This is a genomic window from Deinococcus taeanensis (genome assembly GCF_020229735.1).
GTDB lineage: Bacteria > Deinococcota > Deinococci > Deinococcales > Deinococcaceae > Deinococcus > Deinococcus taeanensis.
Genome location: NZ_CP083455.1, coordinates 1,890,574 through 1,914,796 on the forward strand (window position 1 = coordinate 1,890,574; position 24,223 = coordinate 1,914,796).

Consider the following 24,223-nt stretch of genomic DNA (forward strand, 5'->3'; position numbering starts at 1 on the left):
GCCTGGGTGCGGTGGAGGCTCAGTTCAGCCGGGTAATCCGGTTCAGAGGCTCGGGCGTCACAGCGGCGGCCTTCAGGTAGGTCTGGAAGGCGTCGAGGTCCACGTTGCCGCCAAGGCGGCTGGTGCCCTGCGCGAACACCGTGAAGCCGTCGCCACCGTCGGCCAGGAAGTTGTTCATGGTGACGCGGTAGCTGGCGCTCGGGTCGAGCGGCTGACCGTTCAGCTTGACGTCACTGACCTTCTCACCTTTGGGTTTGCTGTTGTCCCAGGTGTAGGTGAAGCCGCGGCTGACCTGCAGGATGCGGTTCTGTCCGGCGCCGGGGTTGTCGAACTGCTGCTCGAGCGCGGCCTTGATCTGCGCGCCGGTGAGGGTGATGACCATCATCACGTTCCCGAAGGGCTGCACGGTGAACACGTCGCCGTAGGTCACGGTTTTGCCGGCGTTGGGGACGTTCACGGGCAGGTCGGCGCGGATGCCGCCGGGGTTCATGAAGGCGATCACGGCGCCGCCCTTGTCGGCGGGCGCGGCGGCCGCGAGCTGGCTGTCGGCGATCACGTCGCCAAGCTGACTTTCGCCGGCGGCGTTGGCGGTGCGGGTGATCTGCTCGACGCCCAGGGTGGCGACGACCTGCTTGCTCAGCGGGTCGGTGAGTTCCCTGGCTTTGGTGACCAGGGCGGTCAGGGCGGGGTCTTTGGCCTGTTTGGCCGCGTCCACGACGACGTTGCTGGCCTTGACGCTCAGCAGGCGGTGCAGGCGCGTGTCGACCTGCAGGTCGAGGCGCTGGAGGAGGTGCCCGTACGAGTCGCCCTGAATCACCACGCGGGGCCGGCCGGCGGGGTCAGGCACGACGCAGTTGTAGCCGCGGTGGGTGTGGCCGGTCATGATTGCGCCGATGGACGGGTCGAGGCTCTGGGCGATCTTGACGATGTCGCCGGTGAGGGTTTTGCAGTCAACGACGTCGAAGGCTTCCTTGCTGGTGCCGCCCTGGTGAACGAGGGCGATGATCGCGTCGGGCCGCTGGCGTTTGATGTCGGGCAGGACGCGGTTGATGCTCTCGACTTCATCCGCGAAGCGCAGGCCGGCAACGCCGCTGGGCGTGACGACCGTGGGGGTGTCCTTCAGGACGGCGCCCACGAACGCGATGCGGGCCGGGCCGACCTTCACGATCTTGTAGGCGGGCAGGATGGGCTGGCCGGTCTTCTCGTCGAGGACGTTGGCGGCGATGTACGGGAAGCTGGCGCCGGCGAAGGTGGGGTTGAACTTGCAGGCGCGTTCAGGGGCGTTGCTGTCGCAGCCGCCTTTCTGGTAGCGCATGAGTTCGGTCACCCCGTTGTCGAACTCGTGGTTGCCGACGACGTTCACGGCCATGCCCAGCTGATTCAGGGCGTTGATGGTGGGTTCGTCGCGCAGCAGGGCGCTGACGAGGGGGCTGGCACCGGTCATGTCGCCCACGCCCACGAACACGGTGTTGGGGTTGGCGCGCCGGGCGTCGGCGAGGACGCCGCCGATCGTGTCGATGCCCCCGGCCTGTACGGTCAGGGTCTTGGTGCGGTCGGCGGGGTCAGGCACGCGGAAGCTGGTGGGCAGCAGGTTGCCGTGGAAGTCGTTCACGCCGATGACGGTGACGTCGGCGGTGGAGGGCCCCAGGAGCGTGGCGCAGCTGCTCAGGCTCAGCGCGGCGCCGACCAGAAGGAGGTTCTTTTTCATGCGGTGTCCATTCTAAGGGGAGCGCTGCGTGGAGAGAATCAGCCGGCTCAGCACTGGGCGCAACCTTTTGAAATGGTGAAACCGCCCCCGGGTGGGGGCGGCGTCTGGCTCCGTGCGCAGTGAAGGTCAGTAGAACTTGGTGAGGCGCTCGACGCTGTGGCGGTGGTGGGGGAAGCCGTCCTCGGCGCGCTTGCCGAGGGGGAGCAGCCCGGCGAACTGGACGTGCTCGGGCAGGCCGAGGATCTCGCGGACCTTGGCGGGGTCGAAGCCGAGCATGGGCACGGTGTCGTAGCCGAGGCCGCGGGCGGCGACCATCAGGAAGCCGAAGGCGATGTTCGCCTGGCTGAGGCCCCACTGGCCGCGCTGGGCGACGGGCTGGGCGCCGAAGACGTTGTCGAAGGTGCTGCGCTGGCCGGTGCGGCCCTGCTCGCCCATGCCGGGGTGGGCGGTGTCCTCGACGGTGGCGAGGGTGTCTTCCATGTCGCTGTACACCACGATCACGGCGGGGGCGTTGGTGACCTGACCCTGGCCGTATGCGGCGGCCTGAAGCTGCTCTTTCACTTCGGGGCTCTGCACGACGGCGAAGCGCCAGGACTGGGCGTTCCAGGCGCTGGGGGCCAGGCTGGCGAGGCGCAGGATTTCGTGCAGGTCGTCCTGATTCAGGGGCTCCTGGACGAATTTGCGGATGCTGCGGCGGGTTTCGATGGCTTCTTTGACGTTCAGGGTCCGGGAGAGCGTTGCAGTCATGGAGAAATACTATCTCCAGTGCTTTAAAATGTCAAGTGATGTGAGTTTCGTCATGATCTGGTCCGTCGCGCAGTGTAGACTTTCCGCATGAGTACTGAACACACTGGTTTCTGCCCGGTTTACCGGGCCATCGGGGTGTTGCAGGAGAAATGGGTGCTGCACATCGTCCGCGCCCTGCTGAACGGCGAGAAAGGTTTCAATGAGCTGGCCCGCGCCGTCGGCGGCTGCAACAGCGCCACCCTCACGCAGCGGCTCGAGCACCTGGAACAGCTTCAGCTGATTCACAAGCGCACCGAAGACAGCCACGGCAAACTCGCCCGCAGCGTCTACAGCCTCACCCCCGCCGGCCTGGAACTCCAGAGCGTCATTGACGCCATCGGCAGCTGGGCCCAGTCCCACCTGCACGGCCCCGACGCCCCGGCCGCCGCCGCTGCCCTCACCACCCCCTGCTGACCCCACCGTGGCACCCAAAGCCATTCTCATCGTGCCGCCCGATCCACACTGGGCGGCACGCTTCCTTACCCTGGCCACCCCCATCCGTACCCACCTGCCCGCCGGCGCGCAGCTGCACCACATCGGCTCCACCAGCGTGCCCGGGCTGAGCGCCAAAAACGTCATCGACGTGCAGATCGGCCTGCCCGACCTGAGCAGCGCAGCCGCAGTCCTGGTTGTCCTGGACGCCCTGGGCTACCCACCCCGCCCAGCCGTCACGGCTGATCACCTGCCCCCAGGGCAGACCCTCGACCCGCGCGAATTGGCCAAGGCGTACGCCGCGCGCCCGCAGGACGTGCACGTTCACATCCGCGAGGTGGGCCGCTTCAACCACCGCTACCCGCTGCTGATGCGGGACTTCCTGCGCGCCGCGCCCCCGGCGGCCGCTGCGTACGGCGAAGTCAAACGTCAACTGGCCCAGCTGCACCCGCAGGACGCGGAGGCCTACTACGCCGTGAAGGACCCGGTCATGGACCTCATCATCGCTGGGGCCGAACAGTGGGCGCGGCGCACCGGCTGGACCCTCCCGGCCAGTGACGCCTGAACGCCCGGCCCATCAGGGCGCGCCCCTGCCGGGGGCCGAGGATTTCTCACTGCGGCCGGTGACCATGTCTGTCAGCATGAACGGACCTGCTTTTCTCCTTCCGCCTCCCTGCCTGTGCCTGGAGCACCCATGACCGGATTCCTGCTGTTTCTTGTGCTCCCCACCGTCCTCATCATCGTGGCGCTGCGAATGAAGCCCCTGGTGAACCGTGACGAGCCCGGTGGGGACCCGCTGGGCGCCACACACGCCGCCGCCGGGATGTTCGGCCCGCACGGCCTGGAGGCCGACCCGGTCAGCGTGCCGGAGGACACCACCAGCGTCCGCTTTGACCTCAGTCCCCTGCCGGTCCGCGAGCGTGAATGAAACCCGAAGCCGGACGTGCCGAGCGCGCCTTACCCTGAACGGATGAGCGTCAAGGAAAACTTCACGGCCGACGAGTGGTTCAAGATCATGACCGGTCCCGGCCGGGCCGGCGCGGCGGTAGTCGCCGCAAGCCCCAGCGGCCTGACCGGCCTGGTGGCTGAAGCGCAGGCCATCGGGCAGGCTGTCCGGGAGGCCGTGAGCGCCGCCGGCCGCACGCCCCTGCTGGAAGCCATCGCGGCCGACCTGCTGGGCAAAGCCCCGGACCCGCAGGCCATGCCCCACCAGGAGCGCGCCCGCAGCATGGACGACGCACGCGAGCAGAGCGTCGAAGGCGTGCGGCAGGCCGCGTGGCTGGTGAGCAGCAAGGCCAGCCCCGAGGACGCCGCCGCGTACCGCCGCATGCTGCTGGACGTCGCCGAAAAAACCGCGCAGGCCGCAAAGGAAGGCGGGTTCCTTGGCATCGGGGGCGAGCAGGTGAACGACCGGGAACGCGCCGTGATTGATGAACTGCGCCGCGCGCTTGGCGCCCCAGACAGCACGCCCGGCGAAGCAGCGCCCCTGCCGGACAGCGGCGAGCGCCCCTGACCGGCCCGCGCCGCACCCCCCTTAGGCCTGAGGGACCTGACCATGGCCCTACCGGCGGGCGCGGCGTTCGCCTGGGACCGGGCGCGGTGCCCACGCCGACGCTCACTGCCTTGCTGACGATGCCCGCCAGCCTGATTGCCCTGCCCACCCTGCTGGTGTGCCCCGCCTGACAGACAGCGCCGTCCGGCCCAGGCGATCAGGGAGGGGGGGCGGTCGCCCGGTAGGGAACGGTACACTGCAGGTACAGCCGGGAGGCGACTGGCGCCTGAGACGTGGACACACCACGGGGAAGCCTTCCGGACCTTCCTGATCGCGCGCCTGGGTCGACCCTGCACTGTTCCTCTTGCGGAGCAGTGCCACGGGTCGTGAGCGGAGGTCACAGTGGCAGCAACGACGGGCAGGAAACGGGCGCTCATCTCGGTGAGCGACAAGAGTGGGGTTGTCGAGTTCGCACGCCAGCTCGCCGAGCGCGGCTGGGAGATTCTGAGTACAGGCGGCACGTACCAGAGCATCGTGCAGGCGGGAATTGAGGCGCGGCAGGTGAGTGACGTGACCGGCTTCCCCGAGATGCTCGACGGCCGCGTGAAGACGCTGCATCCGGCGGTGCACGGCGGCATTCTGGCGCGCCGGGACGAAGCCCACCTGGGGCAGCTGTCACAGCATGGAATCGGCACGATCGACCTGGTGTGCGTAAACCTGTACCCGTTCCGGGAGACGGTGGCGCGCGGCGCACCGGACGGGGACGTGATTGAGAACATCGATATTGGCGGTCCGGCCATGATCCGCTCGGCCGCGAAGAACCACGCGGGCGTGCTGGTGCTCGTGGACCCGGCGGACTACCCGGTGGCGCTGCAGGATGAGGTCAGTGACGCCGAGCGGCGCCGCCTCGCTGCGAAGGCGTACCGGCACACCAGTGAGTACGACGCGGCGATCACCGCCTACCTGGAAGGCACGAGCGCTGAGCTGCCCACCGCACTGCCGGAACGGCTCACGCTGCGCCTGACCCGCGCCGCTCAGGTGCGCTACGGCGAGAACCCGCACCAGCCGGGCGCCATCTACCGCCTGGGCGGCGCTCAGGGCCCGGTGATTGACGCGCAGGTCGTGGCGGGCAAACCCATGAGTTTCAACAACTACGCCGATGCGGACGCCGCGTGGTCGCTGTGCCAGGAACTTGCGGCGCAGGAGGCGGCTCTTGCGGAGCACGCGGCGGTCTGCGTGGCGGTCAAGCATGCCAACCCGTGCGGCGTGGCAGTAGCGGCGGATGTGAAGACGGCCTGGGAGCGGGCGAGGGATGCGGACACGCTGAGCGTGTTCGGCGGCGTGGTGGCCGTGAGTGCGCCAGTGACGCTCGAGGCGGCCCAGGCGACGCGCGGCACGTTCCTGGAGGTCCTGATCGCGCCGGAGGTCACGCCGGAGGCCGTGGCGTGGTTCGCGGAGAAGAAACCGGACCTGCGGGTGCTGGTGGCCGCGCCGGCGCAGAGCGTGAGTGTGCTGGACGTGCGCCCGCTGACCGGAGGGTTCGCCGTGCAGGAACGCGACGCGCGGCCCTGGGATGACCTGTGCCCCGAAGTGGTGACGCAGCGTGAACCGACCGAGCAGGAGTGGCTGGACCTGCGGTTCGCGTGGGCGACCGTGAAGCACGCCCGCAGCAACGCCGTGGTCCTGGCGAAGGAGGGTGTGACGGTGGGGCTGGGTGCGGGCGCGGTCAGCCGCATCTGGGCGGCCGAGCGGGCCGTGGCGAACGCCGGAGAGAAGGCACGCGGCGCCGTGCTCGCCTCGGAGGCGTTCTTCCCGTTTGATGACGTGGTGCGCCTGGCGGCGGGCGTGGGTGTCACGGCGATTCTTCAGCCGGGCGGCGCGAAACGCGACCCGGAAGTTATCGCGGCGTGCAACGAACTGGGCATCAGCATGGTGTTCACCGGGTCCCGGCACTTCCGGCACTGAGTCAACGGTCCTTTCAATTTCAACCTTCCCGGGTGAGCGTGGCGGCGCTCACCCTCTGTGTTCTGTGCCGGGGCTCCCACTGGCTTCACCGGTCCCTCAGCGGCCGCCCCGACAGGAGTTGCTTGCCGCAAACATGCCGCCCGGGCCGCTCCCAGCTCCCTCAGGCCTGACCCGGCCCCCTGCGCCTTCACGCGGCGTCCTGGGCAGTCAGGAAGGGTGTCAGCACCCGACTGCAGTCCCCGCTTTACCGCCAGCATGACCTGCAGCTGCTCGCCTTCGTCGTGTCCACTCACCGGCACGCTGCGACCCGGCGGCGCGCACCTTCAACCTTCCCGGGTACAGGTTGGCACACGGACCACACTGCCTGGACGACCTGCGGCTCCTGGGGCGTTCCTGGCGATCAGGGGAGCCGGTGGGTTCCTGCGGCGCCTGCTGATCTGGAATGACCTGCGACTGGGGTGACCACCACGGGTGACGTTCACCGAGGTGGTCAAGCAAGATGAACTGCGCGGCCGACCCGTCACCCTCGGCCACCGTGGTCAGAGCGCTCAGTGCTGGGCCCCCAGCAACAGGGCCGGGCCAGCATTTGAACTGGCCCGGCCCTGGACTGGCGCATGGTACCGGCTGGCGTGTCAGGCGCTTTTCTTCCAGCGTCCCTTGCTGCGGTGTCCGACGCGGCTGCCGGCGTGGGCCGTGCGGGCGCGGACCTGTTCGTCGTCATAGCGGAGCATCACGGCCAGCCGGGCGCGGCTGATGATGTGATGGGGGTGCTTCGGGACGAACGCCGTGACAATATCCACGTGGCCGTCACGCTGCGGCTCGGCCACCACGTGCAGCGGCAGGGCCACGCCGCACGCTTCGAAGTACCCGCACACCAGCCAGCGGCGCTCCTGGGTGTACACGGCCCGCACCCGGCCGGTCAGCAGGACGTTGAGGACGTCGTGCTCCAGGAACCCCTCGGCGCGGGCGTGCCCGATCGCGTGGGAGCACAGGTGGTAGCGTCCGTCATACACCGCGTCACGCAGGCGCGCGTGGGCCTGCGCGAGGCTGAAGTCATCGGTGCTGACCCCGGCAAGATCCGCCTGACGCTGCGCTTTCAGGGGGGCCTGCACGCGCGCCGGGCGGGTGGGGGGTGGTTCAGGGGCGCGGCGCGCCGCTTTTTCAGCGCGGGCCAGCTGGGCGCGCAGGGCAAGCAGGTCCGCGCTGGCCTGCAGCTCGGTTCCGCCCTGGGGCGCACGGGCAGGTTCGGACGGCCGGGCGCGGCGGGGGGGCGGGGTCACTCCCGGTTTGCTGGACTGTTTGGTCACGGCGACACACCTCCGGTGGTTCTGCGCTGTGGCGGCCTGTGGGCGGCCGCCCTTCCCTAAAAGAAAAGGCCCCTCAAACACGGCTTCGTGTCTGTGGGGAGGCAGGCGGCGTACCCTGTTCAGGGCATGCGTGCAGCATAGCACGCGCGCCCCGGTGGCCGTGTGACGGCCGGTGCAGACACGGCCCGGCGGGCGTCACTAGGCTGGGGCCAGCCTCATCCTGCTGGTGCCCGGAGTTGCCCCATTCCCCATTCCACGCCTGGAGGTCACCTCATGATCCGACCCATGCTGGCCACTGATGTACCCGATGTTCTCGCGCTGCTGACCTGGATGGATGACGCCCCTGAACGCGAGGTGTTCTCCCCTGCCGCCCGTGACGCCCGCGAACTTCAGATCGAATGCGAGGACAGCACCTGCCTGGTGGACGTCGACGACGAAGGCGTTCTGGCGTACTGCGCGTTGTCTCCCTTCCGCGACGGCCTGGTGCTGGAGGGTCCCATCAGTGACGGCGGGCACGTGGCGACGCTCCTGGCCCGCGCCGTGGAGCACAGCGACGGCCTGCCCGTGTACGCCTTTGCGGCGCAGGACAACCTGCCGGTCCGCGAGGCACTTGAGCACGCCGGGTTTGCGCCCATGCACACCACGGACTTCTACTCCGCCCCGCTGGACCGGCTCACGCCCCTTGCCTGCGCGCCGGCCGGGCACCGCATCACGCGGCACCTGTCGTTCACCGCGTACCGGGAACTGTTCAAGGCCAGCGAAGATGCCTGGGCGGGCCGCCTGAACTGGACGCCCGAGCAGTTCGACGAGCATTTCGCCCGGGACGACGTGCGGCTGGTGGCGCTGCTGCGCGGCGACCAGCCGGTGGGCTTCGCGGAACTGGAGTTCAGTGTGGAGGACGCCCGCGCGGACGTTACGTACATTGCCGTTCACCCGGCCGAACGCGGGCAGGGGTATGGCCTGAACCTCCTGGCGCTGGCTGCCGCGGAAGCCGAAACTCACCCGGAGGTGCGCTGCCTGCGCGTGCGTGCACACGACCATATGAAAGCGGCGCGCGCCCTATACGCCCGCGCGGGCTTCACGCACTGCCGCAGCGTCGTGACGTACATGCGTGACGGCGAGGAGGACGTGTAGCCCCCACCGGGCCGGGGAATCCCGCGGGGGCCACAGAAGGGCCCGCCCGGCGCGGGGTACGCTGCGCCCCTATGGGCAAGAAGGATCGGCGGTCCCCTCAGCTGGCGTTCGTGACCCTGCGGGACATGCCGGGCACCCGCGTGATGTTCTGGGTGGTGGACACCTGCCCGTACTGCGCAGAGCGGCACGTGCATGTCATCGGTAATCTCCGCACCGCCGAGCCGGTGGACGCCCTGGGAGAGATTCCCGCGCCGTGCCAGCCGGAACGCACCTACATCCTGAGCCTGCCGCCCAAATCAAAACGCAAGGGCAGTAAGGACGAACGCCGCAAAGCGCGGCGGGACGCAAAGCGTGGCGCCCTGGACGACGACACCTGGTAGTCCGGACGGTCTGGGGTCCTAGCGCCGCAGAGGCCGCAGCCAGTCGCGAATCCAGCGGGCCACCTGGTCACTCGTGGCGGTGGTGATGTCCAGGTGCGCCGCACGCGGCAGGGTGTGCACGGTCAGCGTGGCGCGCGTGCCGCGGACGTACTCTCGGTACTGGGCTTCGGTCGTGACGCCCTCGGCCGCCGCGACGCCCAGCACAGGCAGGCTCAGGGTGCGGGCGTGCCACACCGGCAGGGACCGCTCGAACGGCGTGCCGCGCGTCTCTGTGCGGGCCGCGGCAAGATCCAGGGCCAGGCGGTTCGGAAAGTACCACTCGCTGTAATCTCCCAGCGGGCCAATGTACCGGCGCGCAAAATCGGCCGCGTCGGTCAGCTGCGCAGGGTCACTCTGCCACCCCACCGGGCGCCTGGGGTCCTGCGGGCCGGTAATCCAGCGGCTGTCCTTGCCGCCCAGCGCCATGGTGGGCAGGAAGGGGGCGTCCACCGCGTTCGTGGCGCGCCCGGCTTTGAGGGCCAGGAAGGGAATCAGGGCGTACCGCTGGTCGATCTGCGTGAACGCCGCGGCGAGGTTCGTGGCGGGAAAGCGGGTCAGGCCGCCGGTGGGGGCGGGCGCGTCGGGTTGCAGGGCGGCCAGGCGGGCCTGCGCGGCGGCGCGGCTGGCGAGGGTCGGTCCGAAGAACAGGGTGTTCACGTACGGGTCGCGTGCCAGGCCCTGAAGGCCGGGCAGGGCGCCGATCGGGTTCGTGGCGCCCTGCTCGTACTGCTGAGCGGTGAGGGGCTGGCCACTCATCAGACCTGGCAGGCCGTCGAGCATCACGAGGCCACGCACGTCGGCGGCGCCAGGTGTGCCGCTGAAGTCGTACGCGGCGTACAGACCGGTCAGGGTGCCGCCCATGGAGTGACCCCCGATAAAGACGTTCGGGGTGAGTGTGCGGGCGGCCTGGACGGCCACGCGCCAGTCGCGCAGCGTGACGTCCAGGCCCCAGTCCTTGAGGTACGGCACGCTGGCCGGGTCGCGCACCGGCAGGCCCTCCCGCACGATGCGCTGCAGTTGCGTCATGCTGCTGGTCAGCAGCGGGGCGTGGTCTTCCAGGAGGTTGGCGCGGCGGTCCACGGCCCACACGGCCAGGGTGGGGTCCAGGGTCACGAGTTGCCGGGCCAGCCGGTCGAAACTGGCCGCGCCACCCAGGAAGCCCGGCATCAGCAGCAGCACGGCCTGGGGACGGGCCGGACCGTACCGGACAGTGATGCTGGCGTTGAGGTTCGCGGGGGTGCCGGGCACGGGCAGGCCCGGCTGCACGACCCGCACGGCAGGCACGCGGTTCAGGGTGGCGGCACTCTGGGCGTTCAGCGGCGCGGCGGGTACGGCGCGGGCTGTGGTGGTGGCCAGGGTCACACCGAGCAGGGCGGCACAGGACAGGGATCGGCGCATGGGGCCATGCTCCGGGCACGCGGCCCGGCCGACGGTAACGCAGGTAACGGCAGTTCTTCCGGTTTTCCGGAGACGCCCCTCATGAAGCCGGGGCGTGAAGTGCGGGGGGCCCTGCGCTTCATCTGGCCCGTCAGGCAGAGGCGGGGCGGTCAGTCCTGTCCGGGCGTGTACTTGTCCTGCAGGTAACGGGTGCGCGACTGCTGGTCGCGGCGGCGGGCCTGAGCGTGCACGCGGCTCACCTCGGTCATGCGCTGCTCGATCAGGTGCAGCTGCCGCAGGAGTTCCTGGTCATCGCGGCCCTGCGGGGGGGCGTCGTGATAGGCACTCAGGACCTGGGGCAGGTCCTCGCGCGCGGCCTGCCGGGCGTCGAAGGCGTCGCGGGTCAGGGTGCCGGCGTCGCGCGTGGCGCGCAGGGCGTCACGGGTGGCGGTCACGGCGCTGTGAAAGGCCCGCAGCGTGGGGGCGGGCAAGGCGCGCTCGTGGCGCCGCAGGAGGTGCACGAGGTCCTGTTCGTCCGGCGGGCCGGTCTCCAGGGTGACAGGCTCGGCGGGTGGAGCGCGCAGCAGCATGCGGGCGCGGCGGGCACTCCAGCCGGTCAGGGCGAGACTCAGCAGCAGGGTGAGGCCCAGAAGCCATCCGGCGAGGTCGCTGCCCGACGCCACGCCGATGCCCAGCAGCACCGTCAGGGTGGCCAGGAAAGACAGGGCCAGCAGGGTCAGGAGCAGCAGGACGCCCAGGCCGGCGGCGCGGCGTGCGCCGTGCATGCCGCGCTGCACGGCAGCGGCCGGGTCGGGAAGGCCGGACATGAGCTGCCAGGGGTCCTGGGGCGGACGGGCTGGCCAGGATTGCGCGGGGCGCAGCAGCACCCGGACGGCCCGGCTGCCGGTCCGGGCTGCGCCCAGAACGCGTTTCAGGGTTCGAGCCATGCTGCCGGTACGCGCCCGGCGCCGTCCGGGTTCCCGTGCAGGGCGTGCACGCGGTCGGCCAGCGCCTGCCAGGGCGCGAGCTGGAAGTGCGTGTGGCCCAGGGGGCTGGTGCTGGGCATCACCCACAGTTCGCACCCCTCGAGCCTTTGGGTCTGCTCGCCGTACGAAAGGCGCCCGGTGGGAAGACCCAGGGTTTCGGACGCGCCGCGTTTGCTGGTGAACGCCACCAGCTGCGGCTGGTGCGAGCGGAGTTTCGCGCGGAGTTCCTCAGGCGCCCACGCTTCGCCGGGCAGGGCGGCGTCCACGCCACTGTGGCGTTTGGCCACGTCCGTCAGGCCGATCCCGTAGGTGGGCAGCAGGGGGTACTCACGCGGGTCGAGCTGCCGGGGCGTGAGGCCCACCTCGTGCAGGGTGCGCCAGAAACGGTTGCCGGGGTTGGCATAGTAGGCGCGGGCTGCGGCACTGATGCGGCTGGGTGCAGTGCCCACCAGGACCAGGGTCAGGCCGGGGCGCAGCACATCCGGGACGATGTACTCGCCGCTGCCGGTGAGGTCCGGTACGGGGGGGTCAGTCGTCGTCGTAACGTTCCTCCACGAAGGGATCGCCGCGCATGTGGTACCCGTTGCGTTCCCAGAAGCCGGGCTGGTCGGCCGGCATGAATTCCAGCCCGGTGAGCCATTTGGCGCTCTTCCAGAAGTACAGGTGCGGCACCACCAGCCGCAGGGGCCCGCCGTGCTCGGCGTCCAGCGGCTGACCGTCGAAGGTGTGGGCGAGCAGGTTCCCGGGCCGCAGGAAGTCGTCCAGAGAGAGGTTGGTGGTGTAGCCGCCGACCGAGTGCTGCATGACGTGCGTGGCGCCGGGTTTCAGCTGGATGTGCGCCATCAGGTCCGTGACGCGCACCCCGGTCCAGGTGGTGTCCAGTTTGCTCCAGTGGGTGACGCAGTGAATGTCGTACGTGAGGGTCGTCTGCGGCAGCGCCATCAGGTCCGCCCAGGTGAAGGTGTGTTCCTCGGCCAGTCCGCTGATGCGGATCACGACGTCGTCCGGCGCGTAGTGCTGCGTGGGCCCGTACGTGAGCACCGGGAAGCGGGTGGTGAGGGTCTGCCCGGGCGGCACGCGCCCGCCCATGTCACTGTCGGGCTTCTTGAAGAACTTGCCAAGCATGCCGCATTCAACCGTGTGTGACCGCGGCCGGAGCAGGGGCCAGCGCACGATTGCGGCCCAACATGAAGTGTTTCGATAGGTGCGCCGGGCGGCGGTGACGAATGCCTCTGTGTGCCTGGGCAGCGATGGTGTACGCTGAACACCAAGTCCGGGGCCTCTTCTTCCCCCGGCGGTGACAGAGGCGACCGGCCCCCCCGCACCCGCACCCATGCGGGATCAAGGAGCGAAGAGTCCCATGTCCGCATTTGAACAGGCCAAACACGAAGTCGAACGCGCCCGCTTCCTCGGGGATGTGCGCGACCTGCTCGCCATCCTGCGCCGCCAGCCGAACGAACTGCTGCCCTTCGAGTGGGTGCGGCACCTCGCGCCCGACGGCGAGCACCAGCGCGGCCTGGAAACCATCGAAGTGGATCACATCATCGGCTCCGTGGACCGCTACCGGGAGTTCGACCGGCACTACCTGCCGAAAGAGGCGCACCTGGACGAACGCTGGATCGGCGTGCGGTCCGCGCAGCTTCAGGGCAAGGAACTGCCGCCGATCCAGGTGTACAAGGTCGGCGAACTGTACTTCGTCAAAGACGGCAACCACCGCGTTTCCGTCGCGCGGCGTCAGGGCCAGAAGTTCATCGATGCGTACGTGATCGAACTGCACGTAACCGTTCCACCCGAGGAGGGCGACACCCTCAAGGACCTGATCATCAAGGGCGAGTACGCGCAGTTCCTGAAGGCCACCAACCTCGACCAGCGGGTGCCTGGGCATCACGAGATCCGCTTCACGACCCCCGGGCGCTACGAGAAGCTTCTGGAACACATCCGCACCCGGCAGTACTTCCTGGACCGTAAACCCGAACGGGCCGGCCTGCCGCCCGTCACGTGGGACGAAGCGGTGGACAACTGGTACCACCGCATGTACGGGCGCATTGTCGAGAACATCGGGAAGCATGACGTGATGTCCCGCTTCCCAGGGCGCACCGAGGCGGACCTGTACCTGTGGATCATGGACCACCGGTACTTCCTGACCCAGAAGTACGGGCACGACGTGGGCAGCGAGGAGGCGACCATGGATTTCCGCGAGCACTTCGCGCCGCCGGTCTACAAACGCGTGGGGCAGCGCATGCGCCTGATGCTGCGCGGCAAACTGACCCCCACGATGTAAACCGCCCGCCGGGGCGGGGCCCACAGTACAGCCGGGCCCCGCCCCGGTCGCCCTACCGGTTCAGGACGTACTCGACCAGGGTCCCCACACCCCAGCCGGTCGCGACGTCCTCACGCGTGGCGTTCCCGGCAATATCCAGGTGCACCCAGGGCCGCGTGACAAACTGCTGCAGGAACAGCGCCGCCTTGATACTGGCCCCGGCGGGCTGCATGTCACTGTTTTTCAGGTCCGCGATGGTGCCCTTCTGGTAGGACTGCAGGTACGGCTGATGCAGCGGCAGTTCCCACACGTACTCCCCGGCGTCCTGCGCAGCGGCCTTCAGACGCGCCGTGAGCGCCGCGTCGCTGCTGAACAGACCGGCGATGTCCGCCCCCAGCGCACTGACCTTCACGCCGGTCAGCGTGGCGAGATCCACGACCTCGGTGGCGCCCTCCTCACACGCCACGGTGAGCGTGTCGGCCAGCACCAGCCGGCCCTCGGCGTCCGTGTTCGTGACCTCCACGTGCAGGCCGTTCGCCGCGCGGTAGATATCCCCGGGCCGCATGGCGTGCGGGCCGACCATGTTCTCCGCAGCCGCCACGTACGCCCGGACCTCCACCCCCTGCGGCATCAGGCCGCGCAGTTCACCCAGCGCGCGCATGGCCCCCAGCACGGCCGCGGCGCCGCCCATGTCGTTCTTCATGCCGTTCATGCCGGCCGCAGGTTTGATGGAGTATCCGCCCGTGTCGAACGTGATGCCCTTGCCGACCAGCGCCACCACCGTCTTCACCTCGCCGCGCGCGGGCAGGGTCACGCGGATCAGGCGCGGCCCGGTGGCACTGCCGGCCGCCACGGCCGCCAGCAGATTCATTCCGCGTGCGGTCACGTCATCGCCGTCCCAGACGTCTACATCCAGGCCCAGGCGTTCCAGCGTGCGGGCCTCCCGGGCCAGGGTGACGGGGTTCAGGACGTTTGCGGGCGCACTCGTCAGCTCCCGCGCGAAGTCAAGGCCCGCCCCCAGGCCCTGCACCCGCTGGCGCTCAGCCTCTCCAAACCCCTCCACGAACAGGGCGGTGGGCGTGCCCGCGCCGCGCCGGTACCGGGCGTCACGCCAGGCCGCGCCAAGCGCTGAGGCCGCCAGGGCCGCGCCGTGCCCGCTGGCCGCAATCCGCACCGCCTGCGCCTTCAGTTCCCGCGCCAGGGTCATCACGGCGCTGCCCAGGTCCCGCGCCTCAGCGGCACTGCCCGGAGCCAGCGCCACTGCCTCGTCACCCTGCGCGCCCCGGGTGCTCAGGCGCACCTCGCCGGGCTTCAGGTCACGGGTCAGGCGGCTTCCGTCCGGCGTGACAAAAGACAGGGTCAGGTCAGCGGCGTCCATTGCATTGACAAGAGGCATGCGCGGAGTAAACCACGCGCCGCACCCGGCGGGTTCCGGGTGGCGGGACAGCAGCTGGGACGCCCGGACGCGGGCGCCGCGTGGGGCGGTTGACCCCGCTCCGGTATAGTGACCTTTACTGTGACTGGCTCCATTCAAATCACCGAGGCGGCCCTCGCCTCACTGATCGGGCTGACCGCCCACGAGATTCCCGGCGTGGTCGGCATGGCCCCCGCCAACCTGAAAGAGGGCCTCAGCCGCGTGCTGGGCCGCGCGAACGTCAGCGAGGGCGTCGTGATCAGCCGTGACGGCGCGCGCCACGCCGCCGACCTGTACGTGGTGGTCGCGTACGGCGTCAGCATTCCAACCGTCGCGCGCAATATCGCGGAGCGCGTGGAACACACCGTCAGGACCCAGGCGGGAATCGAACTGGCCGCCACGCGCGTCCACGCCGTGGGGGTCCAGCGTGTCTGACGCCGAACTGGCCGGCGCCGCCCACACCGGGCACCGCGCGCACCTGGCCCCTGCCGACCTGGCGCGCATGCTGCGCTACGCGACCGACTGGCTCGCCGTGTACCGCGAGCAGGTCAACGCCCTGAACGTGTACCCCGTGCCGGACGGTGATACCGGCACGAACATGCACCTCACGCTGCAATCCGTGCGGCGCGAACTCGACACCTGCGACGAGCACAGCATGCCGAGCGTGGCGCGCGCCATCAGCTACGGCGCGCTGCTCGGCGCGCGCGGCAACAGCGGCGTGATCCTCTCACAGCTGCTCAAGGGCTTCGCCGAAGCCATCAAGGACCTGAAGGTCGTGGACAGCGCCGCCCTGACCCGCGCCTTCCAGGCGGCACAGAAGACCGGGTACGGCGCCGTGATGAAACCCGTGGAGGGCACCATCCTCACAGTGGCGCGCGGCGTGGCCGAAGGTGCCCGCGGCGAGCACATTGAGGAAGTCCTCGAGAACGCGCTGTTCAGAGGCCAGGAACTGCTTGACCAGACGCCAGACATGCTCCCCGCCCTGAAGCAGGCCGGCGTCATCGATTCCGGCGGCCAGGGGTACCTGTACATGGTGCAGGGCATGCTCGCGCAACTGCGCGGCGAGGCCCTCCCCCCCGCTCCGGACGTCACCAGTTACGCCCAGCAGCAGTTCGAGAACGAGGAATTCGGCTTCTGCACCGAGTTCCTGATGAGTGAAGCCACCCGCCCCATCGAGGAGATCCGGGAGCTCGTCACGCCGTTCGGCGACAGCCTGCTCGTGGTGGGTGCCGAAGGGTACGTCAAGGGCCACATTCACACCAACGAACCCGACCAGCTGCTTGCCACGGTGGGCCGCTACGGCAAGATGCTCAAAACCAAAGTTGAGGACATGAGCGAGCAGCACACCGAAATTCTCGGCATGGCCGGCGCCACCGCCCGCGCCGAGGAAGAACTTCCACCCAGCGGCCTGGTGGCCGTCGCCAGCGGGTACGGCCTCGTGAAACTGTTCCGCAGCCTGGGCGCACGCATCGTGTCCGGCGGGCAGACCGCCAACCCCAGCGTGCAGGACATCGTGGACGCCGTGCGCAGCGTCAGCGCGGAAAAGGTCATCATCCTGCCGAACAACAAGAACGTGCTGATGGCGGCCGAAAAGGCCATGGAACTCATGGAGGGCCGCGCGGTCGTGATCCCCACCCGCACGCTCGGGCAGGGCATCGGCGCAGCCCTGAACTTCAGCGCGAACGTCCCCGCCGAGGAACTGCGCGACGGCATGGCCGAAGCGGCCCTCGCCGTTACCACCTTCGAGGTGACCCGCGCGAGCCGCACCACCAACATCACCGTTAAAGACGGCCGCACCCTTGATATCCGCGAAGGTGACGTGATCGGCCTGATGGACGACGAACTCGTTCAGAGTGGCGGCACGCCCGAGGGCAGCGTCATGGAAATGCTCGAACGCCACTACCAGGGTCAGGAGATCATCACCGTGTTCGGCGGCCCGCAGAAAACCCAGGAGGACCTCGAAGTGCTTGCCGGTCAGATCAGCGGGGTGTACAGCGGCGCTGAGGTCGAAGCGCACGCCGGCGGGCCGGATCTGTACGATTACCTCGTCACGCTGGAGTAACGGCAGTTCCACCAGATCCGGGCCGGAGGGACAGTTCTCTCCGGCCCGGTCTGCCCCTCTCCATGCTGCAAAAGTTCACGTGCCGGAAAGGGGCAGGCGCTGAGGGCTCAGGAGGCTGGGAAGGCAGCATGGGCGGGGCGTCGTGTGGCGGAACAAAGCGTCGAACACTTTCGTAGGCCAGGCAGGAGCGGCCCGGGGGAGGCGGCCAGTGGAGGGAGGCGGCACGTGCGCAGCCCTGCCTCACCCAGTGGCCTGCGCTTCACCTGGCGTGCATGCAGCGCACCGGGCCTGCGTCCAGGAGGACTGCACGTTCCGGTGAACGCTGAGGACGGGTCCTGACCTGCGGTCCCCCCGCAACAGGCGGTCCGCCCGCACGTCACGAAGCCGGCCAGGATCCAGTGGGGCCATTCGCGGGTGAGCAGGGTGACGCTCTGCGGCGCGGAAGTTTCCACAGGTGAGTGAAGAGACGAGCCCCTGAACGGTCACAGTGAGGGTATGCCTGAATTCACGCCTGCCACCCTGCCCGTCCTGTCCCCCGCCCAGCCGGTCGTGTGGCTGGGACGCACGTGGAACGGCCTGGACGATGAAGCGGTTCAGCAGGGCGCAGTGGTGACCCGCGCGGGCCGGATCGAGGCAGTGGGGGCCGAGGACACCCTTGCCGTGTCGGCTGAGGCCGTCAGGGTACGCGTCTCGGGGACAATCCTGCCGGGCCTGATCGACCTGCACGTGCACGCCCGACCTGGGTACCTGCCGTGGTTTGTGGCGGCGGGGGTCACCACCGTACGGGACGCCTGCAACCCGCTGGACATGATCGGCGCGCTGCTCAGCGCGCCTGGTCTGCGCCCGCGGTTGCTGCCTTCGGGACCGCTGCTGGACGGACCAGCCGCATTCTTCCGGCATTTCGGGCCGGGCGCCGTTCATGAGCCCGGAGACGGCCAGGAACGCAGCGCCGCGGCGCTGATCGTCCGCACGCCCGCTGAGGCGAGGCGTGCGGTGGCGTTCCTGGCGGCCGAAGGGGTCACGCACGTGAAACTGTACGAGCAGCTCGCACCCGAGGTGTTCGCCGCCGCCGCGCACGAGGCCGCGCGGCTGAACCTGCCGGTGATGGCGGACCTGGGCTTTCAGATCACCCGCGGCCTGAGTGCCCAGGTGGATGCCCGGCAGGCCCTCGCCTGCGGCGTACGGTCCATCGAGCACGCCAGCGGGTACGCGCTTGCTGCTCAGCGCGCCGGACTGGACCCTCTGGCACCCCTCCAGGACGACCTGCTGGATGAACTGGCAACCCTGACGGTGCAGGCCGGCACGGCGCTGGTCCCCACGCTCAGCGTGACGGCGCCGCTGGCCACAGCGGACCGGCCCGCAGGTGGGGGGCTGCCCCTGGAGGATCTGGGCGGCGAGGTGCGGACGAGCCTGAACGCGCAGTGGAACGCCGTGCACGCCGGCATGGCGGGCATGCGGCATGTCGCCCAGGCGGACTGGGCGCTGGCCGCGGCGCTGAGTGCGCGGGTTGCGGGGCTGGGCGGCCTGGTGGGTGCCGGTACGGACACTCCGGCCGGGGCGTTCACTCTGCCGGGCGGCGGGCTGCACGCAGAGCTGGAGCGGCTGGTACACGCCGGGCTGAGCCCGGTGCAGGCGCTGCGCGCCGCGACCGGGCATGCGGCCGCCGTGCTGGGCCGCGCGGACCTGGGTCGCCTGGAGGTCGGCGCGGTCGCCGACCTGCTCATCGTGGGCGGCGATCCTCTCGCCGACATCCGCGCGACCCGGGACTTGACCCTGGTGGTTCAGGAGGGGCGGCCGCTGCCTGCGTCAGCGCTGCGGGCCGCGGTGCAGGCACCCCAGGAAGTTTCAGCCTGACCGGGCGGCCGACCCGGGCCACGTGCCGTCCTCGAAGACGTCCAGCGGCAGGAACGCGCTGACTGTGTAGTTCGGGGCGTCCACCACCTGGCTGATCTTCAGGTCCACGCACACACTCGCCAGCACGTACGCCTGCTCCAGCGTCAGGCCGCGTTGTTCCAGTCGGCGCAGCAGGGCGCGCAGCGCGGTGCGGGCGGCGGTCATCAGGTCCGGGTGGTGTCCGGTGGTGCCGTGCCAGCGGCTGCTGCTGCCGCCGTGGGTCGGCGTGACGAATTCCGGCGTGGTCACCCCCGCCTGACGTTCCACGTGAATCCGCACGTGGAGTTGTCCGGCCGTTTCAATGCCGGTTCCAGACAGTTCACCGTCTCCCTGCGCGCCGTGAAGGTCACCGGCCGACAGCAGCGCGCCAGGAACTTCCACGGGCAGCCACAGGGTGCTCCCGGACACGAGCTGCCGGATGTCCATGTTGCCGCCCACCTGCCGGGGGGGCGCCGTGAGGTGCGGGCCACGTTCAGCGAGGGCCACGCCGATGACGCCCGGGAACGGCGCGAGCGGCACGCGGATGCCGGGCAGAAACTCGGCGTGCGTCCTGGCGCGCAGGTCCCAGAAGTGCGTGTAGGGGCGCAGGCCCTCCTCGGCCAGGGCGGCGTCGAGCAGGCCGATGCCGTCCGGGCGGCAGCCGGTCCAGCCCCAATCGGCTGTCTGCACGTCCAGGATCTCAATGCGCAGCGCGTCTCCGGGTTCAGCACCCTCCACGAACACCGGGCCGGTCAGCGGATGCCCGCGCGGGCCTGAACGCGCGGGAGTGGCGTCGGCTCGAATGAGGGCGTCCAGAGCGGGCGGCGCGGTCAGTTCACCGTTCGCGACGCGCCGGGCGACTCCACCATCGGAGGCGTCCAGCGTGCTCAGGGTGACTGAGTCCCCGCTGCGCAGGGTCAGCGCAGGGGCCAGGGCGTGATCCCAGACGGTATGAATGGGGCCACTCAGGTGATGGTGGGTCATGTCCGACAGGCTAAAGCAAGTCTGCCCTGACCGGTGGTCAGGGCAGACTTGAGGGGGAAGGTTCAGAGTTTGATGATGCGGCCCTTGACGGTGTTCGTCAGGGTGGGGCCGTAGGCTTTCAGGTAGGCGCTCAGGACATCGGTGTCACTGACGCCGGGGAGCTGCACGACGTTCGTGGCCTGCTTGAGCACGGTGAAGTTGTCGCCGCCTGCCGCGAGGAAGTTGTTGGTCACCACCCGGTAGGTGGCGGTCGCGCTGATCGGCTTACCGTTCAGGGTGATGTCGGCAATGTTCACGCGCTGGCCCTCAGGGTTGCTCAGCGTGTACTTGTAGCTGAAGCCCTCGGACACCTGCAGGAGTTTCACGGCGGTGGCGTTCGCGCCGCTCCACTGCTGTTCGAGCAGGTCCTTGATCTGCTGGCCCGTGAGGCTCAGGACGGTGGTGGTGTTCCCGAAGGGATGCACGGCGAACACGTCCCCGAAGTTCACGGCGTTGCCGGGCTTGATCTGCGTGGCGTCGGGCAGGTCGGCGCGGATGCCGCCGGGGTTCATCAGGCCAATCTGGGCGCCGTAAGGCTGGCCGGCCAGCAGCAGGGCGTCGGCGACCACGTCGCCCAGCGCGGACTCGGTGTTCCGGGCATTGCTGATACCGCGCTGAATCTGCGGCGCGCCCAGCGTGGCCACCTGCACGTTCTTGATGGCCGCGACCTTCTCGTTGGCCTTGTTCAGAATCGTGGTCATGCTGGCGTCCAGGGTGCCGTTCGCCTTGCGCGTGTCGTAGTTCACGACCAGGTTGGCGGATTTGACCTGCATGACGCCGTGATTGGCTTTATCCACGACCAGATCCAGACGCTGCAGCAGGTGACCGTAGAAGTCGCCCTGAATGACGATGCGGTCCTTGCCATTAGGGTCAGGCACCAGGCAGTTGTAGCCCTGGTGGCTGTGGCCGCTGATGATGGCGCTCACGGCCGGATCGACGCGCTTGGCAATGTCCACGATCGGGCTGGTGGTGCTGAGGGTCTTGCAGCCGACGGTGTCGTACTTGTCGGTGCTGCCGGTCGCCAGTTCGCCGCCCTCGTGGATCAGCATGATGATCGCGTCAGGTTTCCTGGCACGGATTTCCGGGATGTACTTGTTGACGGCGGCGGCCTCGTCGGTGAAGTTCAGCATCTTCACGCCTTCGGGCGACACGATGCCGGGGGTGGTCCTGGTGACCGCGCCCACGAACGCGATTTTCAGGCCATTGATTTCCTGAATGATGTACGGGGCGAAGGGCGTACCGGTCTTGCCGGAGGTGGCGTTGTACTCGACGTTCGCGCCGATCCACTTGAAGGTCGCGCCGGTGTACGTGGTCTCGTACTTGCAGGCCTTGGTGGTGTCGTTGCTGTTGCAGCCACCGTTCTGCATGCGGAACAATTCCTCAAGACCCTGGTCGAACTCGTGGTTACCCAGCGCACTGACTTTCATGCCCATGCCGTTCAGGGCGTAGACGGCGGGTTCGTCACGCAGCAGGCCGCTGTTGATGGGGCTCGCGCCGATCAGGTCGCCGCCGCCGACCAGGATAGTGTTGGGGTTGGCCTTGCGGGCCTCGTTGACTTCCGCGGCGATGGCTTCGATGCCGCCGGCACTGATCTTGGCGCCCGCGGAGGTCGTGAAGCTGGTGGGGGCCAGGTTCCCGTGGAAGTCGTTCAGTCCGAGAATGGTGACGTTGGTGGGGTCCGGGGCGAGGGAGCCGGTCGTGCAGGCGGTCAGACCGAGGGCAGCGGTCAACATCAGCAGAGGCAGTTTTTTCATAGGGCCTGCATATTCTACTCATGTGCAGTGCACCCTTGATGTGCGTCCGGTCAGCGGGTGAGGGGTGTAGCCTCGGGACATGCTCGACCCCCGCGCTGTTCCGTTCGCCGCTGCTGTTCACCCGGAGGCCCGCCCGGCAGTCCGCCTGACGTGGGATTCCCGGGAGGCCTCCCCGGAGGTGGCGTTCGTGGCGTTGCCGGGCGAGCGGACGCACGGGAACGCGTTTGTGGAGCAGGCGCTGGCAGCGGGGGCGCCGTTTGTACTGACGGACCTGGACGTGCCCCGCGCCCTGCGCGTCCCAGACGCGCAGGAGGCGCTGTTCGCCTGGGCACGCGCGGAGCGGGCAGGCGCGCCGCTGGTGGTGGGCATCACCGGAAGTGCCGGGAAGACCACCGCGAAGAGTTACGCGGCCGCGGCCCTGAACGCGCTGTTCATGCCGGTGTTCAATACCATGCCGGCCATCGCGTGCTTCCTGATCGAACATGGCCGCGCGCAGCGCCCGCTGGTTGTGGAGATGGGCATCGACCGGGTTGGGGAGATGGCCGAACTGGTGGATCTGGTCCGGCCGGATGTGGGGGTTATCACCACGATCGGTCCGGCGCACCTGGAGCAGCTGGGCAGTCTCGAGGGAATCGCCCGGGAGAAAGGCGGGATTCTGCGGGGTCCGCACGGTGAGCCGGTGCGGGGGCTGGTGGGTGCGCAGGCTTCAGCGTTCTACCCTGGCGTGGACTCGTACGGGTTTGGTGACGTGACCTTCGGCGGCGCGGCGCTGACCGTCACGCCGCAGGGCGCGTCCTTCACTTTCGAGGGGGTGCCGGTGCAGCTGCCGCTCGCGGCCCGGGTGCAGGCGGAGGCGGCGGTGCTGGGTCTGGTGCTGGCCCGGGAAGCCGGGCTTGACCTGGGCGGGGCTGCGCAACGTCTGGCGGAGGTGAGCGTTCCGGCGGGCCGCTACCGGGTGCATCCGGGGCGTTTCACGGTGATCGATGACGCTTACAATGCCTCACCGGTTGCCGTGCACGCGGCCCTGGATGCGCTGCGCGCCTTCCCGGGCCGGCGGGTGAGCGTGTTGGGGCGCATGCTGGAACTTGGGCCGACCGAGCAGGCGCTGCACGCGGAGGTGGGCGCCTATGCGCGCGGGCAGGTTGACGTGACGTTCGGTGTGGGCGCGTTTGCCAGGGAGTTGGGAGAGCGGGCGCACGCGACCGTTCCGGCGCTGCTGGCGGACCTGCTGGCGGAGGTGAAGGACGGCGACGTGGTGCTCGTCAAGGCCAGCCGGGGAATCAGCTGGACGCCGGAGCGCCGCGCGCAGGAGGGCGTGGGTCTGGATGTGGTTGTCCGCGCCCTGCTCGACGCGCAGGCGGGCGCCTAGGCACCCGCTGCCGGGCGGTGCCGCCGGGCCTTCACGACGCTCAGGGGGACGGTGGGCACAATGCAGATATGCGTTTCCTGATTCCGTTCCTGCTGCTGGTTTCTTGTGCGCCCACCGTGGGGCCTGGGTCGGGGCCGGACGGAACACTGCGCGCTGCGTTCAGCGACGCAGGAGTGGCGTGGGCGGCAGGCGGGCGGGCGTGTGTGGCGCGGCAGCCATCGTTCACGCCGGTGTGCCCGCGCCTGCCGGGCGTGGTGGCGGTCGCGTGGCATGCCGGGCAGGCCTGGGCGGGCGTGCCGGGGCTGGCGAGTCTCGTCACACTGGATGGCGCGCCGGCCACTGTGCCGGTGGGACGCGTCACGGCCATGAGTGCAGAGCGGGTGTACCGGGAGGACGGCAGCGCCGTGGATTACGCGGGCGCCGCGGCGCCCGGAGTGCGGGGCCGGGCGGCCGAGGCCCTGACGGGTGGGGACGGCGAGGAGTATCTGCTGCTGGGCGGCCGGGTGGTGCGGGTCAGGGACGCGGCCACGCTGCCGGGCCAGGGCTTCTCAAGCCTGAACTGGAGACCCGGTGGCGTGAGTGGCGGCACCTTCCGTGAGGTGGGCACGGAGACCGGCTCGTACCGGCTGACCGGAACCCACCTGGAGCGCGTGGATGCAGCTGGTCAGGTCAGGGCGCGCGTTCCTCATGGTGCAGGCGCTGTGGGGCGGGTCGGCGCCTGGATCGTCACGGTCGACACGGCAGGCCGGGTGCGGGTGTTCGGTCCGGACCTGGGCGAGCAGACCTGACCGGCCTGTTCAGTCCTGAGCAAGATGAGCGTTCGACTTATGGTGTACTGACGCTGTCCTGGTCCGTTCCACTTC

General features: G+C 69.4%; 23 protein-coding genes and 1 riboswitch. Of the genes, 13 read left to right on the forward strand and 10 right to left on the reverse strand.

Going from position 1 to position 24,223, the window contains the following annotated elements; genetic code table 11:
- Window positions 1–19 precede the first annotated feature (19 nt).
- Together LAJ19_RS09035 and LAJ19_RS09040 are read right to left on the reverse strand one after the other, a co-directional pair.
- On the reverse strand, window positions 20–1,708 hold the full coding sequence (locus LAJ19_RS09035) for a bifunctional metallophosphatase/5'-nucleotidase (RefSeq protein WP_225475439.1): 1,689 nt from the start codon (window positions 1,706–1,708) through the stop codon (window positions 20–22).
- 126 nt (window positions 1,709–1,834) lie between these two features.
- The gene (locus LAJ19_RS09040) at window positions 1,835–2,455 is read right to left on the reverse strand and encodes a nitroreductase family protein (protein ID WP_225475440.1); all 621 of its coding nucleotides are present in this window, start codon (window positions 2,453–2,455) and stop codon (window positions 1,835–1,837) included.
- 87 nt (window positions 2,456–2,542) lie between these two features.
- On the opposite strand from LAJ19_RS09040, the gene LAJ19_RS09045 reads away from it, so the two are divergent.
- The 5 genes from LAJ19_RS09045 to purH all read left to right on the forward strand — a co-directional run bounded on the left by LAJ19_RS09045 (window position 2,543) and on the right by purH (window position 6,383).
- Window positions 2,543–2,908, forward strand: a complete 366-nt coding sequence (locus LAJ19_RS09045) for a winged helix-turn-helix transcriptional regulator (protein ID WP_225475441.1) — start codon at window positions 2,543–2,545, stop codon at window positions 2,906–2,908.
- A 7-nt stretch (window positions 2,909–2,915) separates the two neighbouring features.
- Entirely contained in the window at window positions 2,916–3,491 is a 576-nt protein-coding gene (locus tag LAJ19_RS09050) for a GrpB family protein (RefSeq protein WP_225475442.1), read from the forward strand.
- Between the two features lie 129 nt (window positions 3,492–3,620).
- Window positions 3,621–3,854: a hypothetical protein gene (locus LAJ19_RS09055; protein WP_225475443.1), complete on the forward strand. Its 234-nt coding sequence runs from the start codon at window positions 3,621–3,623 to the stop codon at window positions 3,852–3,854.
- 42 nt (window positions 3,855–3,896) lie between these two features.
- Window positions 3,897–4,439, forward strand: a complete 543-nt coding sequence (locus tag LAJ19_RS09060) for a hypothetical protein (protein ID WP_225475444.1) — start codon at window positions 3,897–3,899, stop codon at window positions 4,437–4,439.
- 244 nt (window positions 4,440–4,683) lie between these two features.
- Window positions 4,684–4,770: riboswitch (ZMP/ZTP riboswitch) on the forward strand.
- A gap of 50 nt (window positions 4,771–4,820) precedes the next feature.
- The gene (gene purH / locus LAJ19_RS09065) at window positions 4,821–6,383 is read left to right on the forward strand and encodes a bifunctional phosphoribosylaminoimidazolecarboxamide formyltransferase/IMP cyclohydrolase (RefSeq protein ID WP_225475445.1); all 1,563 of its coding nucleotides are present in this window, start codon (window positions 4,821–4,823) and stop codon (window positions 6,381–6,383) included.
- A gap of 632 nt (window positions 6,384–7,015) precedes the next feature.
- Here the strand turns inward: purH and LAJ19_RS09070 are convergent.
- Window positions 7,016–7,597 (reverse strand): DUF4258 domain-containing protein, encoded by a 582-nt coding sequence (locus LAJ19_RS09070; protein ID WP_225523240.1) that lies wholly within the window; start codon window positions 7,595–7,597, stop codon window positions 7,016–7,018.
- A 366-nt stretch (window positions 7,598–7,963) separates the two neighbouring features.
- Between LAJ19_RS09070 and LAJ19_RS09075 the strand changes: the two genes are divergently transcribed.
- Window positions 7,964–8,824 carry a GNAT family N-acetyltransferase gene (locus LAJ19_RS09075; RefSeq protein WP_225475446.1) on the forward strand — a complete coding sequence of 287 codons (861 nt, stop codon included), beginning with the start codon at window positions 7,964–7,966 and terminating at the stop codon, window positions 8,822–8,824.
- Between the two features lie 71 nt (window positions 8,825–8,895).
- Entirely contained in the window at window positions 8,896–9,204 is a 309-nt protein-coding gene (locus LAJ19_RS09080; protein WP_225475447.1) for a hypothetical protein, read from the forward strand.
- An 18-nt stretch (window positions 9,205–9,222) separates the two neighbouring features.
- Here LAJ19_RS09080 and LAJ19_RS09085 read toward each other — a convergent pair whose 3' ends face one another.
- From LAJ19_RS09085 to LAJ19_RS09100, 4 genes are all read right to left on the reverse strand, one after another.
- Window positions 9,223–10,641: an alpha/beta fold hydrolase gene (locus LAJ19_RS09085; protein WP_225475448.1), complete on the reverse strand. Its 1,419-nt coding sequence runs from the start codon at window positions 10,639–10,641 to the stop codon at window positions 9,223–9,225.
- A gap of 149 nt (window positions 10,642–10,790) precedes the next feature.
- Window positions 10,791–11,567, reverse strand: a complete 777-nt coding sequence (locus LAJ19_RS09090; RefSeq protein WP_225475449.1) for a hypothetical protein — start codon at window positions 11,565–11,567, stop codon at window positions 10,791–10,793.
- Entirely contained in the window at window positions 11,552–12,085 is a 534-nt protein-coding gene (locus LAJ19_RS09095; protein ID WP_255639822.1) for a mismatch-specific DNA-glycosylase, read from the reverse strand. The genes LAJ19_RS09090 and LAJ19_RS09095 overlap by 16 nt, the downstream gene beginning before the upstream one ends.
- Window positions 12,086–12,134: 49 nt before the next feature.
- Entirely contained in the window at window positions 12,135–12,731 is a 597-nt protein-coding gene (locus tag LAJ19_RS09100) for a sulfite oxidase-like oxidoreductase (protein WP_225475450.1), read from the reverse strand.
- Between the two features lie 235 nt (window positions 12,732–12,966).
- On the opposite strand from LAJ19_RS09100, the gene LAJ19_RS09105 reads away from it, so the two are divergent.
- The gene (locus tag LAJ19_RS09105; protein WP_225475451.1) at window positions 12,967–13,887 is read left to right on the forward strand and encodes a DUF4032 domain-containing protein; all 921 of its coding nucleotides are present in this window, start codon (window positions 12,967–12,969) and stop codon (window positions 13,885–13,887) included.
- 52 nt (window positions 13,888–13,939) lie between these two features.
- Here the strand turns inward: LAJ19_RS09105 and LAJ19_RS09110 are convergent, their stop codons facing one another.
- Window positions 13,940–15,262, reverse strand: coding sequence for a M17 family metallopeptidase (locus LAJ19_RS09110; RefSeq protein ID WP_225475452.1), 1,323 nt, complete (start codon window positions 15,260–15,262; stop codon window positions 13,940–13,942).
- Between the two features lie 120 nt (window positions 15,263–15,382).
- Here LAJ19_RS09110 and LAJ19_RS09115 point away from each other — a divergent pair, with 120 nt between their 5' ends.
- The 3 genes from LAJ19_RS09115 to LAJ19_RS09125 all read left to right on the forward strand — a co-directional run bounded on the left by LAJ19_RS09115 (window position 15,383) and on the right by LAJ19_RS09125 (window position 19,196).
- The gene (locus LAJ19_RS09115) at window positions 15,383–15,715 is read left to right on the forward strand and encodes an Asp23/Gls24 family envelope stress response protein (protein ID WP_225475453.1); all 333 of its coding nucleotides are present in this window, start codon (window positions 15,383–15,385) and stop codon (window positions 15,713–15,715) included.
- A gap of 67 nt (window positions 15,716–15,782) precedes the next feature.
- Window positions 15,783–17,342 (forward strand): DAK2 domain-containing protein, encoded by a 1,560-nt coding sequence (locus LAJ19_RS09120; RefSeq protein WP_225523242.1) that lies wholly within the window; start codon window positions 15,783–15,785, stop codon window positions 17,340–17,342.
- Between the two features lie 495 nt (window positions 17,343–17,837).
- The gene (locus LAJ19_RS09125; protein WP_225475454.1) at window positions 17,838–19,196 is read left to right on the forward strand and encodes an amidohydrolase family protein; all 1,359 of its coding nucleotides are present in this window, start codon (window positions 17,838–17,840) and stop codon (window positions 19,194–19,196) included.
- Here the strand turns inward: LAJ19_RS09125 and LAJ19_RS09130 are convergent.
- Window positions 19,188–20,198, reverse strand: a complete 1,011-nt coding sequence (locus tag LAJ19_RS09130; protein ID WP_225475455.1) for an acetamidase/formamidase family protein — start codon at window positions 20,196–20,198, stop codon at window positions 19,188–19,190. The genes LAJ19_RS09125 and LAJ19_RS09130 overlap by 9 nt on opposite strands.
- Window positions 20,199–20,260: 62 nt before the next feature.
- On the reverse strand, window positions 20,261–21,991 hold the full coding sequence (locus LAJ19_RS09135) for a bifunctional metallophosphatase/5'-nucleotidase (RefSeq protein ID WP_225475456.1): 1,731 nt from the start codon (window positions 21,989–21,991) through the stop codon (window positions 20,261–20,263).
- A 79-nt stretch (window positions 21,992–22,070) separates the two neighbouring features.
- On the opposite strand from LAJ19_RS09135, the gene murF reads away from it, so the two are divergent.
- On the forward strand, window positions 22,071–23,360 hold the full coding sequence (gene murF / locus LAJ19_RS09140) for a UDP-N-acetylmuramoyl-tripeptide--D-alanyl-D-alanine ligase (protein ID WP_225475457.1): 1,290 nt from the start codon (window positions 22,071–22,073) through the stop codon (window positions 23,358–23,360).
- A gap of 68 nt (window positions 23,361–23,428) precedes the next feature.
- A complete protein-coding gene (locus tag LAJ19_RS09145; RefSeq protein WP_225475458.1) occupies window positions 23,429–24,148 on the forward strand; it encodes a hypothetical protein in 720 nt (239 codons plus the stop codon).
- The last annotated feature ends 75 nt before the right edge of the window (window positions 24,149–24,223 follow it).

What these genes read in the sequence shown, in the direction of transcription:
- LAJ19_RS09035 (WP_225475439.1), bottom strand. Translation starts at nt 1,708, where the DNA reads ATGAAAAAGAACCTCCTTCTGGTCGGCGCCGCGCTGAGCCTGAGCAGC.
- LAJ19_RS09040 (WP_225475440.1), bottom strand. Translation starts at nt 2,455, where the DNA reads ATGACTGCAACGCTCTCCCGGACCCTGAACGTCAAAGAAGCCATCGAA.
- LAJ19_RS09045 (WP_225475441.1), top strand. Translation starts at nt 2,543, where the DNA reads ATGAGTACTGAACACACTGGTTTCTGCCCGGTTTACCGGGCCATCGGG.
- LAJ19_RS09055 (WP_225475443.1), top strand. Translation starts at nt 3,621, where the DNA reads ATGACCGGATTCCTGCTGTTTCTTGTGCTCCCCACCGTCCTCATCATC.
- LAJ19_RS09060 (WP_225475444.1), top strand. Translation starts at nt 3,897, where the DNA reads ATGAGCGTCAAGGAAAACTTCACGGCCGACGAGTGGTTCAAGATCATG.
- LAJ19_RS09075 (WP_225475446.1), top strand. Translation starts at nt 7,964, where the DNA reads ATGATCCGACCCATGCTGGCCACTGATGTACCCGATGTTCTCGCGCTG.
- LAJ19_RS09080 (WP_225475447.1), top strand. Translation starts at nt 8,896, where the DNA reads ATGGGCAAGAAGGATCGGCGGTCCCCTCAGCTGGCGTTCGTGACCCTG.
- LAJ19_RS09085 (WP_225475448.1), bottom strand. Translation starts at nt 10,641, where the DNA reads ATGCGCCGATCCCTGTCCTGTGCCGCCCTGCTCGGTGTGACCCTGGCC.
- LAJ19_RS09090 (WP_225475449.1), bottom strand. Translation starts at nt 11,567, where the DNA reads ATGGCTCGAACCCTGAAACGCGTTCTGGGCGCAGCCCGGACCGGCAGC.
- LAJ19_RS09100 (WP_225475450.1), bottom strand. Translation starts at nt 12,731, where the DNA reads ATGCTTGGCAAGTTCTTCAAGAAGCCCGACAGTGACATGGGCGGGCGC.
- LAJ19_RS09105 (WP_225475451.1), top strand. Translation starts at nt 12,967, where the DNA reads ATGTCCGCATTTGAACAGGCCAAACACGAAGTCGAACGCGCCCGCTTC.
- LAJ19_RS09110 (WP_225475452.1), bottom strand. Translation starts at nt 15,262, where the DNA reads ATGCCTCTTGTCAATGCAATGGACGCCGCTGACCTGACCCTGTCTTTT.
- LAJ19_RS09120 (WP_225523242.1), top strand. Translation starts at nt 15,783, where the DNA reads ATGCTGCGCTACGCGACCGACTGGCTCGCCGTGTACCGCGAGCAGGTC.
- LAJ19_RS09125 (WP_225475454.1), top strand. Translation starts at nt 17,838, where the DNA reads ATGCCTGAATTCACGCCTGCCACCCTGCCCGTCCTGTCCCCCGCCCAG.
- LAJ19_RS09130 (WP_225475455.1), bottom strand. Translation starts at nt 20,198, where the DNA reads ATGACCCACCATCACCTGAGTGGCCCCATTCATACCGTCTGGGATCAC.
- LAJ19_RS09135 (WP_225475456.1), bottom strand. Translation starts at nt 21,991, where the DNA reads ATGAAAAAACTGCCTCTGCTGATGTTGACCGCTGCCCTCGGTCTGACC.
- murF (WP_225475457.1), top strand. Translation starts at nt 22,071, where the DNA reads ATGCTCGACCCCCGCGCTGTTCCGTTCGCCGCTGCTGTTCACCCGGAG.
- LAJ19_RS09145 (WP_225475458.1), top strand. Translation starts at nt 23,429, where the DNA reads ATGCGTTTCCTGATTCCGTTCCTGCTGCTGGTTTCTTGTGCGCCCACC.